Origin of the sequence: Microcystis sp. LSC13-02 (assembly GCA_002282935.1) — a bacterium.
Classification (GTDB): Bacteria; Cyanobacteriota; Cyanobacteriia; order Cyanobacteriales; family Microcystaceae; genus Microcystis.
Genome location: MTBT01000150.1, coordinates 1 through 14,198 on the forward strand (window position 1 = coordinate 1; position 14,198 = coordinate 14,198).

Here is a 14,198-nt window from a genome sequence, read left to right on the forward strand (position 1 = left end):
TGAAAGTCCCAATCCTATTTTCGCAGCACTAACATCGGACTTTAACAGGTCAAAAGCTTTATTTTAAAAGGGTTTTACCATTATTCAGCAAACCCTACCTAGGATGAAAATAATTATAAATTTCCTTAGCTAATTGTTCCCCAATTCCTGTCACCTGTTGCAATTGTTCTAGGGAAGCTTCGCGAATATAATCCAGAGAATGAAAATGAGCTAATAAATCTTTTTGTCGCTTAAAACCTAAACCCGGTATCTCATCCAGACGGGAACGGCGACTTTTTTGCATCCTTTGTTGTCGATGAAAGCTAACAGCAAAGCGGTGCGCTTCATCCCTGACTCGACGTAATAATTGCACTCCGGGTTGTTCCTTATCTGTCTCTAAAGGAGAGGATTCCCCAGGTAAAAAAATCTCCTCTCTCTGTTTAGCTAAACTAACAACTTTTACCTGTTCTAATAAATTCATCTCCCCTAAAACTGTCACCACTGCTGATAATTGTCCTTTTCCCCCATCAATCATGACCAAATCGGGAAAATCATCACTTTCGGCAATATTATCGGGATTTTCGGCATAACGACGGAAACGCCGCCGAATTACTTCTGCTAAACTGGCAAAATCATCGGAATGACCGCTTTTAACCTCGGGATTTTTGATTTTATAGTGACGATAATGTTGATTAGCGGCCACCCCATCGATAAACACCACTCCCGACGCAACCGCATGGGAACCCTGAATATGAGAAATATCATAACCCTCGATGCGGTGGGGCAGCGCGGGTAAATCGAGAATTACCGCTAAATCCTGTAAAGACTGCAAATCCCGGTCGGCGCTTCTTTTCGTCTTTTCTAACTCATAAAGAGCGTTTTTCTCGACCATAGCTAATAAATCCGCTTTACTTTGCCGTTGGGGGACAGTTAACTCGACTTTGCGACCTTTTTTTTCCCTTAACCACCCCGCTAACACCTCACCTTCCGGTAATTCGCAGGGTAGCAGGATTTCGCTGGGAATTTCCACCCCTTCCACCGATAAATAATGTTCTTCTAGGACTTTTTGCAGGATTTCTCCCTCGTTTGCGGACTGACTATCGGCAAAAAATCCCAAACGTCCCACCAAACGACCGGAACGCACTTGAAATAATTGTATGCAACAATGCTGCTCGTCTTTAGCTAAAGCGATTGCGTCCCGGGATACGGTATCATCGGGTAAAGAGACTTTTTGATCGGTATTAAGAGCCTGTAATCCGCGAATTTGATCCCTAATCGTGGCCGCTTGTTCAAAATCTAGGTTTTCCGACGCTTCTAGCATCTTTGCCGCTAATTTGTCTAATAATTCTCCCGTCCTTCCCTGAAAAATCATCGCCACTTTCTGCAAGGTTTCTCGATAATCTTGGGGACTAATTAATTTTTGACAAACCCCCGGACAACGACCGATATCATAATTTAAACAGGGACGGTCTTTAAAAAGAGGTTGGGGACGTTGACGCAGGGGAAAAGTGCGTTTAATTAGGTGTAAAGTGTGGCGCAGCAGCCTGGTATCGACGTAGGGACCATAATAACGGTCTTTTTGGTTATTTATGCTACGTTTGCGGGTAATAAAAATGCGCGGGTAGGTTTCCGACCAAGTAATACAAATGTATGGATATTTTTTATCGTCCTTGAGGAGAGTATTAAAATGGGGCTGATGTTGTTTAATTAGATTAGCTTCTAGGGCCAAAGATTCTGCTTCTGTGTCGGTGACGATAAATTCAATTTCTGTCACCTGTCGTACCATCAAAGCAATGCGGGGACTGAGGGGTTGACTGGGACGAAAATAGGAACGGACTCTAGACCGGAGTTTTTTGGATTTACCGATGTAGAGAATTTCGCCATTTTGGTCGCGCAGGAAGTACACCCCCGGTTCGAGGGGAATTTCCTGAAGACGATTTTCTAGGCGATCGAGGTCTTGGATTAGGGTAGAGTTAAGATTATTCTCGAACATCTTTCTATATTAGACAAAAAAATTACGCCAGTGGGTATTAGCTGACGTTTGGCAAGATATTCAGGGCAAATCTTCACAAAAATTAATAGGCTTCCGATTCGATTTGCTTAATCGGGACGAAACATTCTCCGGGGAGAAGAATCGGTTTATTGTTAAAAATCAATTGGCCCCGATGATTGTCGCGGTTAATAGCGACACCAAAAGGACGTTTACTAACTCTGCTATTGAGGGTACAGTAGATGCGATAAATGCGTCTGGCTGCCCGTAAGACAGTAGGATCTAATAAAATTGGGATTTCCATATCGACACGCTGTTGTTCTGTGTTCTGGGATAGGGCTACCATATAAGTCGTCTCCCTACGATTAAATTGACATATTTATTAAATCAATGTTATACGACGATTTCCGATTATGCCACTTTTGTTAGGATTCTACAACTTTCAGGATGGCCTGGCCCATAGCTTGGCATCCCACTAAGGTCATACCTTCCGAGAAAATATCTCCGGTACGATAACCGAACTCTAAGACTTTTTCTACGGCTTTTTCCAGGGCTGCTGCCGCTAAAGGCTGATTTAGCCCATATTTTAACATCATAGCAGCGCTGAGAATCTGGGCGATCGGATTGGCTTTATCTTGGCCGGCGATATCCGGGGCCGAACCGTGGACGGGTTCAAAAACTCCCACTCCAGCAGTCCCTAGACTAGCGGAGGGTAACATTCCGATACTACCGGTTAACATGGCCGCTTCATCGGAGAGAATATCACCGAATAAATTGCCCGTGACGATAGTATCAAATTGTTTGGGGGCCCGGACTAACTGCATGGCTGCGTTATCGACGTAGAGATGGGAAAGTTCCACATCGGGATAATTAGCGGCCATTTTCGTCACCCGGTCGCGCCAAAGTTGGGAAACATCAAGAACATTAGCTTTATCGACGGAACAGAGTTTATGTCCGCGTTTTTGGGCAATTTCAAAGGCTACCTTAGCGATGCGGTCCACCTCCGACTCCGAGTAAACCATGCTATTTAAACCGCGTTTTTCTCCCGTTTCTGTCTCAAAAATCCCCTTCGGTTGACCGAAGTAGATACCCCCGGTCAATTCCCGGACCACCATGATATCCACTCCCTCGATAATCTCCCGTTTGAGACTAGAAGCGTCGATTAATTGCGGAAAAATGGTGGCAGGACGCAAATTAGCAAAAAGACCTAAGCCAGATCTTAAGCCTAATAATCCCGTTTCTGGCCTTTGCTGCCGGGGTAAATTATCCCATTTATAACCCCCGATAGCGGCCAAGAGAACAGCCTCACTATTTTTACAGGCGCTCAGGGTTGCTTCGGGGAGGGGACTGCCGGTTTCATCAATGGCTGCCCCTCCAATTAAAGCGGTTTGGAAGTCAAACTGGAGGTCAAATTTTTTACCGATGACTTTCAGTATCTCTACGGTGACAGCGAGGATTTCCGGCCCGATGCCATCGCCTGGTAGTAGGGTAATGCGATACTGTTGCGTCATAGTTCTAGAACGGTAAAATAGGTCAGCCTTGTCATTATAGCATAGTTAGGGCGGCTTTTTTCTCCTGAAAATGTCAATCTTTGCCAGAAAAACTGGGAAACTGCCGCCGAATTAGCTAGGGAAATTCTCGATCTTCCGGTATTAATTAAAGGGGCAGTTAATCCCCGATAACTACACTAATTCTACATGGGAATCATCCCCGATCATAAAGCGTAAAGCTTTTGGACGTTGGGGGGCAATTTCTAATTTTGCCCGTCGTCCGATAACACTATCAACTATGCGCTGATGAATGCCAATAATCGTGGCATCTTTGAGAATAACACTGTGTTCTATGTCGGCATCGATTAATTTTACTCCATTAGCCACACTACTGTAGGGACCGATAAAACAATTCTCAATGTGACAATTTTCTCCAATAATGACAGGGCCGCGAATGGTACTATTAATAATTTTACTACCCTGACCAATTTGTACCCGTCCGATCACCTGACTATTAGCATCAATTTCTCCCTGCAAAGCGATTTCTAGACTGGTATCAAGGATAATCCGATTGGCTTCTAATAAATCATCTTTTTTACCCGTATCTAACCACCAACCCAGTAGTTTATTGGCTTCTACTGCTTTATTTTGATTGATTAATTCTTGGATAGCGTCGGTAATTTCTAACTCACCCCGGGCCGAAGGTTGAATAGATGCGATCGCTTGATGAATGGTGGGGGCAAAAAAATAAATCCCTACCAAAGCTAAATTTGAGGGGGGGTCTTTGGGTTTTTCGACTAAGTATAAAACTTTGCCGGTTTCATCTACTTTTGCCACCCCAAAAGCACTAGGATTAGATACTTTTCGCAGGAGAATTAAAGCAGCAAGGGACTGTTTTTGGAAAGAGTCTAAAAAGGGCGATAAATCATCCTCAATTAGGTTATCACCCAAGTACATAATAAAGGGGGAATCTGCTAGGAAAGATTGGGCAGTTTTAACCGCGTGAGCTAATCCAGCTGGTTGATCTTGGCGAATATAAGTTATCTTAGCCCCAAACTGTTCACCATTGCCCGTAGTCTGACGAATTTCTTCCCCGGTTTCGGGACTGATAATAATGCCAATATCGGTAATTCCTGCGGCGACAATTGACTCGATTCCATACCATAAAATCGGTTTATTGGCAACGGGAACTAACTGTTTTGCTCCAGTATAAGTTAGGGGACGTAACCTCGTACCTTTACCACCGGATAAAATTAGTGCTTTCATAGTTTTAAAGATTAAATAGTTGGTTGAGCATAGCTTTGAGAGAATCCCGCCAATAGGAAGGAATATAACCTAATTGTTGCGAGATTTTTTGACTGGAAAGAACCGAATAGGCCGGACGCGCCGCTGGGGTAGGATATTCAGCAGTAGTAATGGGAATTACTCTCTGAATTTTTAAGGGAATACCGCTTATTTTTGCCTCCTCAAAAATCGCTTTAGTTAAATCAAACCAGCTGGCGACACCGCTATTACTAAAATTATAGATTCCCGCGGGATTATCGGCATTAATTAAAAGGTGAGTAATTGCCGCGGCGATATCTTTTGCCCAAGTGGGACTTCCCACCTGATCAACAACTACTTTTAACTCCTCTCTTTCTTTACCTAATCTCAGCATGGTTTTGACAAAATTACTTTTGCCATAACTGCCGTAAACCCAAGCAGTCCGCAGGATAATTGCCTGAGAATTAACAGTCTTAATCTCCTCTTCTCCCCTTAACTTTGATTGTCCATAAACCCCTAAAGGATTAGTTAGATCGGTTTCTAGATAGGGGGTATTTTTTCGACCATCAAACACATAATCGGTGGAAATATGGAGAAATTTAGCTTTAATTTTCTCGGCAGATTCCGCCATAATTTTCGGGGCTGTAGCATTGATAGAATAGGCTAAATCTGGCTCGGTTTCGGCTTTATCCACTGCTGTATAAGCGGCGGCATTAACCAGATAATCGGGGTGAATTTCCCTAATTAACTGGCCGATTTTTTCCGAGTTAGTTAAATCTAGTTCTTCTCGACTGATACTAATAACTTCACCTAGCTGGGGTAAAGTTAATTGTAACTCTTGTCCTACTTGACCTTTAGCACCAATTAGTAAAACTTTTTTCATTGTCTTTAGGGGAAAACTTCCACGGATTTAAAGGGTTGTCCAGCTTGGTCTTTAGGGGAGAGAATCGGGGGGGTCTCTAGAGGCCAGTCAATCCCTAAATCGGCATCATTCCAGGCAATGGTTTTTTCGTATTGGGGATAATAATAATTAGTGGTTTTGTAGAGAAATTCGGCTCGATCGGAGAGAACTAGAAAACCATGGGCAAAACCTTCGGGAACCCAGAAAATACGTTTATTTTCCGCACTTAAAACACAGCCTACCCATTGCCCAAAAGTGGGAGAACTTTTACGCGCATCCACTGCCACATCAAAAACACTACCGCTCACTACTCGCACCAGTTTACCCTGGGGATTGGGGATTTGATAGTGCAATCCTCGCAGGACATTTTTTAAGGACATAGAGTGATTATCCTGGACAAAAGTGGTATTAACACCAGTTTTTTCTCGAAAATCTTTCTGATTAAAACTTTCCAAGAAAAAACCTCGATCGTCTCCGTAAACTTGCGGTTCAATGATTAAAACATCAGGAATTTCCGTCGGAATAACTTTCATAAAATCGGAGACAAGATAACTTTTGCGGGTAGTTTAGCACAAAAGGGTATTTTTTTCTAAATTTTTTTATTAATCTTTCCTCGGTAACTGAATAATGATAAGATGAGCCTAACTTAGTCAGAGCATAAACGACGTGGTACAAGTCTCTACACACACCGCTACTCAATCTATCCCCGTGGAGGGAGAAGCCTTAAAAAACTGGTTACAGACTAGGGCTAATCAGATTATCGCCGGCGATCGACTCAGTCAGCAAGAGGCCTTAGCTTTAACTGCGATCGAAGGTCAGGAAAATATTTTCAGCTTATGTGAGGCTGCCGATCGCATTCGTCAGGCCTGTTGTGGTAATACGGTGGATTTATGTAGCATTATCAACATAAAATCGGGAAGTTGTTCGGAAAATTGTAGTTTTTGTTCCCAATCCGTCCACCATCCCGGACAAGATTCGCCTATCTACGGTTTAAAAAGTCGCGAGGAAATCGTCAGCCATGCGAAAGCGGCAGCCGACGCGGGGGCCAAACGCTTCTGTTTAGTTAGTCAAGGACGGGGATTAAAGTACAATAGCCCCAAATCGAAGGAATTCGAGGAAATACTGGCCACAGTTCAAGAAATCATCGAAACGGCCAAGATTAAACCCTGTTGCGCTCTGGGAGAATTAACCCTTGCCCAAGCGCAGGCCCTAAAAGAAGCCGGAGTTACCCGTTATAATCACAATCTGGAGGCTGCCGAGAATTTTTATCCTAACGTGGTCTCCACCCACAGTTGGCAGGATCGGGTAGAAACGGTAAAAAACCTGAAAGCGGCGGGAATTCAAGCTTGTACGGGCGGAATTATCGGTATGGGCGAAAGTTGGCAGGACAGGATCGATTTAGCTTTTTCCCTAGCGGAATTAGAGGTGGAATCAGTGCCGATTAACCTATTAAACCCCAGAAGTGGCACCCCTCTAGGTCATTTACCCAAACTGGACCCCTTTACTGCCCTAAAAGCGATCGCTATTTTCCGGTTTATTTTACCCCAACAAATCCTCCGTTATGCCGGGGGACGAGAGGCGGTGATGGGAGAATTGCAAAATCTGGGGCTAAAATCGGGAATTAATGCTATGCTAATTGGGCATTATTTGACCACTCTAGGACAACCCCCCCAACAGGATCAGGCGATGTTGGCTGATCTTAGTTTAATAGGAGGAGAAGCCCCCATCCCCGGTGAATACCAACCCCAACAGGCAACCTAAATCACGTCGAGGACGAGAATCTCCGCCGCGGCGCGCTTCCGTATCGGTTCCCAATGAGTTACTCTGGGCTTTGATTGGTTTGTTGCTGACAATTTTTAGTACATTTGTTCCAGTAAGCCTAGCTAGTTGGTCGGCTACGGGTCTATCCTCGCAAAAACTAGGCATAACTTACCAAATTGGGGCAGTATTGTTAACGGGCTGTCTGGGGGGCAAAAATGCCGGGCTTCTTGCCCAGGTGGCCTATATTTTTCTCGGTTTAACTTGGTTGCCCGTGTTTGCCCAGGGTGGGGGAATGGGTTATCTGAAAGAAGCCAGTTTTGGCTATATTTTAGGCTTTATGCCGGGGGCATGGCTGTGTGGTTGGCTGGCTTTTCGCTGGCGCGCCAAGATAGAAACCCTGGCTTTAAGTGCTTTTGCCGGTTTGTTAGTGATTCATCTGTGCGGTTTATTATATATGCTGGGATTGTCGATTTTTCAGCCCCAAGCCGGTCAAATCACCTTTCCCGATAGTTTGCCCACCCTATTTATGAATTATTCAGTCTGGCCATTTTTAGGGCAGTTAGTAGTAATTTGTGTGGTAGTAATTATTGCCTTTTTCTTCCGTAAATTATTATTTTATTGATGCCACAGCCAATGTTAGAAAAGAATCGCTGGTTTTGGGTAGTGGCGGTGATTGGTCTAATTTTAGACCAAGTAACTAAGTATATAACCGTGCAGAGTTTTGAGCAAATTGGTGATACTTTCCCGATTATTCCGGGGGTTTTTCATTTTACCTATGTGATTAATACTGGGGCGGCTTTTAGTGCTTTTCGGGGCGGTGTTGGTTGGCTAAAATGGCTATCCTTATTAGTTAGTTTAGGATTAATGGCTTTTGCTTACTTTGGACCGCATTTAAATCGTTGGGAACAATTGGCCTACGGTTTTATTTTAGCAGGGGCTTTCGGCAATGGTATCGATCGCTTTTTGTTTGGTTATGTGGTGGATTTTCTCGATTTTCGATTGATTAATTTTCCTGTTTTTAATCTGGCTGATGTCTTTATTAATATCGGGATTATTTGCCTATTAATTTCTAACTTTCCCCACAATTTAAGCAAATAAGTATATATTGACTGTTCAAAAAAAATTGGGGATTTAGTATTATATTCCTGGAGTCCTGATCATTTAAATATTTTGGAAATCTAGATAATTCCTGTTGAGTAACAATCATTTTGACCTCTAGAAAAAACTTAATTGAAGCTCATTTACCTAGATAGGGCTTGCTGAATAATGGTAAAACCCTTTTAAAATAAAGCTTTTGACCTGTTAAAGTCCGATGTTAGTGCAAGAAAATAGGATTGNGGGCAACAAAGCCTGAAACTCCTGACTCCTGACTCCTGACTCCTGACTCCTGACTCCTACCACCACCGAAAAACTTTTTCAGCAGACCCTAGATAACAATAAGCTATTATTCCTGTTTTTTATCGGTGCTGGGTGGATGCCAACCTCCCCGGATCCATAATCGACGAACTTTAACGATAAAACCTTCATTATGATTGTCATCATTTAAGTCCAAACGTTCAATAGTTGCCCTAGCGATGGGAGTAAGTCCCACTATTTTTAAAGCATCTGGTGTCCAGATAAAATGTTCTTGCCAATGCTGTTGGCGCGGATTGAATATTTCTACTTCTTGTTCTGTTTTCGGATCAATTGCCTTGATAAAATTGTAGCGATATCTGTTACATCTTTGGCAAGCTAAAGCTAAGTTTGCTAATTCATCTTTACCTCCTAAAGATTTGGGCTGAATGTGATCTACTTCAAATAATGCGGCACTAATTTCTTCTGAAGAATGACAGTATTCACACAGATAGTTGGCTCTTGCTCGGACTTGTAATCGAGTTGTGATAGTAATCATTTAGATTCAGCAACTATTCGCGCATTTAAGAGCGTGAAAATCTCGTTTAACTCTAAAATACCAGCTAATTCTGCGGTCTCTTGAGAATTAAGTTGGGAATTTTTTTCTAGTTCCCGTAGTTCCTCCAATCGACACTGCAATTCCTCGGTGAATTTAAAGAGATAATTTTCCCTTACTGGCGATAGCTTAATTCCTTTTTCAATCCAAGAAGAGGGCTTGACCATCAGTTGAGTTAACATCACTTTCTCCTTACCTTTAATACCTAACTTTAATCCTAACACGATTAGTTATTCTCGATCGGGTGAGCAATGCCCACCCGAAAAACTATGCTTCTGTTTCAGAATTAGAGCGATCGAATTTACTAACTAACTGAGGATTTTCTGACCAAGCATCGATAATACTCATATTACCATTGAGAAAATTCTGTTTAATAGCGCGGCGTTGAATTTTGCCACTGGCAGTTTTAAGAATTGTCCCCGATTTGGCCAAAACAATGGCATGGGTCATAATTTCGTGTTCTTCGGCGATTTCTTGACGGATATCGGCAATTAATTTGGCCGTATCTAATGCCCCGCTGCGACGTTCTAATTCCTGGACAATAACTAACTGTTCCTCACCGTTATCTTCAATGGAAAAAGCCGCGCCATAATCGGGACGAAAAACCTCATTAAGATGCTGTACTGACCATTCTAAATCTTGGGGATAATGATTACTGCCACGGACAATAATTAAATCCTTAATCCGTCCCGTGATATGTAATTCCCCATCGAGAAGAAAACCTAAATCTCCGGTGCGTAAAAACGGTCCTTCTCCTGTATCGGCAAGATAAGCTTGAAAAGTCTCTTTAGTTGCGTCTTCCCGTTGCCAATATCCAGCGGCCATACTGGGGTCACTGGCCCAAATTTCGCCCACTTCATCGGCTGCACAAAGGGTGAAAGTATCGGGATTAACGATAGCTATACGGGTATCACAGACGCGACGACCACAACTGGGGACGTATCTAACTCCAGTGGTTCGATCGGAACCTACAGGGACAATTTTACCGCGTTCGTAGGCGGTTGTATCCAAAGCGGTGATAATTGGGGTGGTTCCCTTGGGTTTATTGGAAATCAAGAGGGTATATTCAGCTAATCCGTAGGCAGGGGCGAAAGTTTGCCAAGAAAAGCCGTAATCTGCAAAAGTATCGACAAATTTGGTCATTACCTTCGGATTAATCGGTTCGGCGGCATTTCCCGCGGCCTGCCAACTGCTCAGGTCTAATTCCGCTAAATCGGCAGCTTTAATCCTGCGAGTACAAAGATCATAGGCGAAGTTGGGCGCTTGACTATGAGTAACTTTGTACTTAGTAATATTTTTTAACCACTGCATCGGACGCTTAATAAAAGCAAAGGGAGACATGAGATAGCAGGGTGTCCCGTTGTAGAGGGGAACTGTGATACCTTCGACTAACCCGTAATCGTGGAAATAGGGCATCCAAGTTAGGGTAACGCTATCCGGTTCGTAACCACAAGCTTTTTGCAAGTAACCGCAATGGTGCATCAGGTTAAAATGACTTAACATCACCCCTTTGGGGATATTAGTCGAACCGGAGGTATATTGCAGATAAGCAAGCGCCGATTTATCCACCTGGGGATCTTGCCATTGGTCCGCGAGGGAAATATCAATACTTTCGGTGGTAATCCATTTCATTTGGTCGAATTCTGGAAATTCTTCCTTAACACCTTCAATAAGAGTCAGAATACTTTCGGTAACTAGGGCAAAGGTGGCATTAGCATCCTTGACAATTGCCCGCAAACGGGGCAAAGTGCGCTTAAGTCGTCCCGATTCCGGTGGGGGGACGGGAATGGCAATCACTCCCGCGTAGAGACAACCACAAAAAGCGGCCACTACTTCTAAACTTTGAGGATACAGTAATAGGGCGCGTTCTCCTTGGGCCTGGTATTTTTGCAAATAGGCCGCAATCGCTCTTGCTTGGCGATCGAGTTCACTGTAGGTTAAAGGTGGGGTTTCTTTTTTACCATCGATAAGAAAAGTGTAGGCATGGCCCTCTGGTTGTGCCGTGGCGCGGTAACGTAAGAGTTCTACTAGGGTTGCGGGTTGAATTAGGGTTTCAGTCATCGTTGTTATCGGGCTTATTGGCGCTATTGTATAGAAGTTTTAACATATTTGCCGATGGCACTAGGAGCAAGTGCCGAAGGCGATCGGTCAAGGGTGTAGGATTAAGTTAGGGGCAAAAATCCCCCAGCACCATCTCTAAAGTAATTGGAAAAAGCTATAATTAATTAACTCTAAAATACCGGGAAAAAGTCATGACAGCCCTAGACATTATCCCAGAAGTTACCTGTCCCCCCACAGATTTATGGAGTGATGAACCGCCCTTGGCAAGTGATCTACACCTGCAACAGATCATCATTCTCCTTAGTTGTCTAGAATTATTATGGCGCGAGAGGAGTGATTACTACGCTTCGGGAAATCTGACCATCTACTACAACGAGGAACAACTAAAAAAGCGCGATTTCTGGGGTCCTGATTTTTTTGTGGTTTTAGATACCGAAAAGCGTCCCCGCAAAAGTTGGGTGGTTTGGGGAGAACAGGGTAAATATCCAGATATAATTGTCGAGATTCTTTCCGATTCTACGGCCAATATTGACCGCAATAACAAGAAAATTCTCTATCAGAATATCTTTCGCACTCCTAATTATTTTTGGTTCGATCCTAATAGTTTAGAATTGCAGGGATTTAGACTAATTGAGGGACAATATCAAGCTATTGCTGCCAATGAACAGGGTTATCTATGGAGTGAACAGTTAGGATTATATTTAGGGATATTTGACCGTAAACTGCGTTATTTTACCGTCGATGGTCAATTAGTCCCCACTCCTCAAGAAGCCGAATTACAGCAACGACAGGCAAAAGAACAGGCTATTTTAGAGAAAGAACAGGCTATTTTAGAGAAAGAAAGGGAACGTCAGGCTAAGGAAAAATTGGCCCAAAAACTACGAGAATTAGGCATCGATCCCGATACAATTTAGGGGAAATCTGATCAGTAGGGTTTGAAGACAAAATAACAAACTCTGCTATAAGATTAAAAAACAAAATTATTTTCTAGCAGTTATGGTGACAGCAGCTCCCCTAGTGGGTGTAATTATGGGCAGTGATTCCGACTTACCCACCATGAAAGAAGCGATCGCAGTTTTAGAGGTTTTTCAGATTAGCCACGAAGTCGCCATTGTCTCGGCTCATCGTACCCCCGAAAAAATGTTTGAATACGCAAAAAACGCTCATTTGAGGGGAATAAAAGTGATTATCGCTGGAGCCGGCGGCGCTGCCCATTTACCCGGAATGGTAGCATCTTTAACCCCCTTACCCGTGATTGGAGTTCCCGTAGTCACGCGCACTTTACAAGGGTTAGACTCTCTCTATTCAATTGTACAGATGCCCGCAGGCATTCCCGTGGCCACGGTGGCGATCGGTAATGCCAAAAATGCCGGACTTTTAGCGGTTCAAATTCTCGCCACCGGTAATATTGATCTTTTAGAGCAAGTTATCGCCTATCGTCAATCCCTCACCGATTCCGTCCTCGAAAAACAAAGCAATCTTCAACGACTAGGCTATCAAGACTATCTAGAGCAGAGTTCACCTAAGTAGGGTAGATTGAGAAAAGATTAAGTAACAAATTATGAAGTAATTATGCGTTGGATCACCGCTTGTGTATTGAGTCTGTTACTCTTTTTTGCCCTACCCATAGCGGCTTATGCCGATAGCCCGACTATTAGCGAAGAACAGATTAGAGAAGGGGAAGTTATCGCCGAAAAAGCCCTAGAAGCCACAGAAAAAGGGGATTACGTCCAGGCCGAAAACTATTGGACCCAATTAGTCGCCAAATTCCCCACTAATCCCGCCGTCTGGAGTAATCGCGGCAATGCCAGAGTTAGTCTCAATAAATTAGAGGATGCGATCGCTGATTTTAACCAAGCGATCGCCATTGCCCCCGATGCCCCCGATCCCTACCTCAATCGCGGCACCGCTTTAGAGGGAGAAGGCAAATATCAAGAAGCGATCGCCGATTATAATAAAGTTTTAGAATTGGCTCCCAATGATGCCTTTGCCTATAACAATCGCGGCAACGCCGAGGGCGGTTTAGGAGACTGGGAAGCCGCCGTGAAAGACTATCGCCAAGCTACTCAACTAGCCCCGAATTTTGCCTGGGCGCAAGCTAATCTGGCTCTGGCCCTGTACGAATTGGGCAGATATCCGGAAGCAGTCCAAAAAATGCGGAATATTGCCCGCAAATACCCCATGTTTCCCGATGTCAGAGCCGCCTTAAGCGCCGTTTTATGGACCCAAGGACAACAGGGAGAGGCGGAAAGCAATTGGGTAGCCGCCGTCGGCATGGATACCCGCTATCAAGACCTCGATTGGGTAAAAAGCGTGCGCCGTTGGCCGCCAAATATGGTTCTAGCCTTAGATAAGTTTCTTAACTTAAAGTAAAGAAGGACTAAATAGTAATTTTTCTGGCAGTAGCGGGACTGAGGGGCAAATTATCCAGAAATCGGCGACTAAGATACAATTGTGATGTGCTCGGTTGTACTGCATTTAAACTGCGTCGGGGAATTTTTAGGACAATTGATCAGACTTCCTCGACCCAGATCTGGTTAAATTATCGTTTCTGGACGACCAGCTACTCTTCCCCGTTCCCCAAAAAGAAAACTTTGTACCTTACCATTAAGATAACTGCTGTATCTGCAATTGCCTTTTTTACCAAAATTTTGGGTTAAAGCCCCGTCCTTTTAGGACGGCTTTATGTTAAAATAAAATTGGTTTGAATCCCATGAGTGGGCGGTAGTGAATGGCTCGATTGAGTTGAACCCTTGAACTCGAAAGTCTGCATAAGAGACAAAAAGGGAGGGTAGCGAAAACCTC

General features: G+C 43.7%; 15 protein-coding genes. 6 read left to right on the plus strand and 9 right to left on the minus strand.

Going from position 1 to position 14,198, the window contains the following annotated elements; translation table 11 throughout:
- Positions 1-94 precede the first annotated feature (94 nt).
- From uvrC to rfbC, 6 genes are all read right to left on the minus strand, one after another.
- Entirely contained in the window at positions 95-1,972 is a 1,878-nt protein-coding gene (gene uvrC / locus BGL89_RS09030; RefSeq protein WP_286825426.1) for an excinuclease ABC subunit UvrC, read from the minus strand.
- A gap of 82 nt (positions 1,973-2,054) precedes the next feature.
- Positions 2,055-2,315, minus strand: coding sequence for a hypothetical protein (locus BGL89_RS09035; protein ID WP_286825427.1), 261 nt, complete (start codon positions 2,313-2,315; stop codon positions 2,055-2,057).
- 79 nt (positions 2,316-2,394) lie between these two features.
- On the minus strand, positions 2,395-3,480 hold the full coding sequence (gene leuB, locus BGL89_RS09040; RefSeq protein ID WP_286825428.1) for a 3-isopropylmalate dehydrogenase: 1,086 nt from the start codon (positions 3,478-3,480) through the stop codon (positions 2,395-2,397).
- A gap of 171 nt (positions 3,481-3,651) precedes the next feature.
- Positions 3,652-4,725, minus strand: coding sequence for a glucose-1-phosphate thymidylyltransferase (locus BGL89_RS09045; protein WP_286825429.1), 1,074 nt, complete (start codon positions 4,723-4,725; stop codon positions 3,652-3,654).
- Between the two features lie 4 nt (positions 4,726-4,729).
- Entirely contained in the window at positions 4,730-5,605 is an 876-nt protein-coding gene (gene rfbD / locus BGL89_RS09050) for a dTDP-4-dehydrorhamnose reductase (RefSeq protein ID WP_286825430.1), read from the minus strand.
- Positions 5,606-5,610: 5 nt separating this feature from the next.
- Positions 5,611-6,156 (minus strand): dTDP-4-dehydrorhamnose 3,5-epimerase, encoded by a 546-nt coding sequence (gene rfbC / locus BGL89_RS09055; protein WP_104397964.1) that lies wholly within the window; start codon positions 6,154-6,156, stop codon positions 5,611-5,613.
- Between the two features lie 133 nt (positions 6,157-6,289).
- Between rfbC and bioB the strand changes: the two genes are divergently transcribed.
- The 3 genes from bioB to lspA are packed head-to-tail and all read left to right on the plus strand — an operon-like array spanning position 6,290 to position 8,482.
- On the plus strand, positions 6,290-7,384 hold the full coding sequence (gene bioB, locus BGL89_RS09060) for a biotin synthase BioB (RefSeq protein WP_286825431.1): 1,095 nt from the start codon (positions 6,290-6,292) through the stop codon (positions 7,382-7,384).
- The gene (locus tag BGL89_RS09065; protein ID WP_286825432.1) at positions 7,356-8,006 is read left to right on the plus strand and encodes a biotin transporter BioY; all 651 of its coding nucleotides are present in this window, start codon (positions 7,356-7,358) and stop codon (positions 8,004-8,006) included. Before bioB ends, BGL89_RS09065 begins: the two co-directional genes overlap by 29 nt.
- Before the next feature lie 11 nt (positions 8,007-8,017).
- Positions 8,018-8,482 (plus strand): signal peptidase II, encoded by a 465-nt coding sequence (gene lspA / locus BGL89_RS09070; RefSeq protein ID WP_286825439.1) that lies wholly within the window; start codon positions 8,018-8,020, stop codon positions 8,480-8,482.
- A 346-nt stretch (positions 8,483-8,828) separates the two neighbouring features.
- Here lspA and BGL89_RS09075 read toward each other — a convergent pair whose 3' ends face one another.
- From BGL89_RS09075 to BGL89_RS09085, 3 genes are read right to left on the minus strand one after another with little or no spacing between them, the layout of a single operon-like run.
- Positions 8,829-9,275 carry an HNH endonuclease gene (locus BGL89_RS09075; RefSeq protein WP_286825433.1) on the minus strand — a complete coding sequence of 149 codons (447 nt, stop codon included), beginning with the start codon at positions 9,273-9,275 and terminating at the stop codon, positions 8,829-8,831.
- Positions 9,272-9,556, minus strand: coding sequence for a hypothetical protein (locus BGL89_RS09080; protein WP_286825434.1), 285 nt, complete (start codon positions 9,554-9,556; stop codon positions 9,272-9,274). Before BGL89_RS09080 ends, BGL89_RS09075 begins: the two co-directional genes overlap by 4 nt.
- A 43-nt stretch (positions 9,557-9,599) precedes the next feature.
- Positions 9,600-11,393 (minus strand): fatty acyl-AMP ligase, encoded by a 1,794-nt coding sequence (locus BGL89_RS09085; protein WP_286825435.1) that lies wholly within the window; start codon positions 11,391-11,393, stop codon positions 9,600-9,602.
- 191 nt (positions 11,394-11,584) lie between these two features.
- On the opposite strand from BGL89_RS09085, the gene BGL89_RS09090 reads away from it, so the two are divergent.
- From BGL89_RS09090 to BGL89_RS09100, 3 genes are all read left to right on the plus strand, one after another.
- Entirely contained in the window at positions 11,585-12,307 is a 723-nt protein-coding gene (locus tag BGL89_RS09090; RefSeq protein ID WP_286825436.1) for a Uma2 family endonuclease, read from the plus strand.
- A gap of 82 nt (positions 12,308-12,389) precedes the next feature.
- Positions 12,390-12,923, plus strand: a complete 534-nt coding sequence (gene purE / locus BGL89_RS09095; protein ID WP_286825437.1) for a 5-(carboxyamino)imidazole ribonucleotide mutase — start codon at positions 12,390-12,392, stop codon at positions 12,921-12,923.
- 42 nt (positions 12,924-12,965) lie between these two features.
- Positions 12,966-13,766, plus strand: a complete 801-nt coding sequence (locus BGL89_RS09100; protein ID WP_286825438.1) for a tetratricopeptide repeat protein — start codon at positions 12,966-12,968, stop codon at positions 13,764-13,766.
- Positions 13,767-14,198 lie beyond the last annotated feature (432 nt).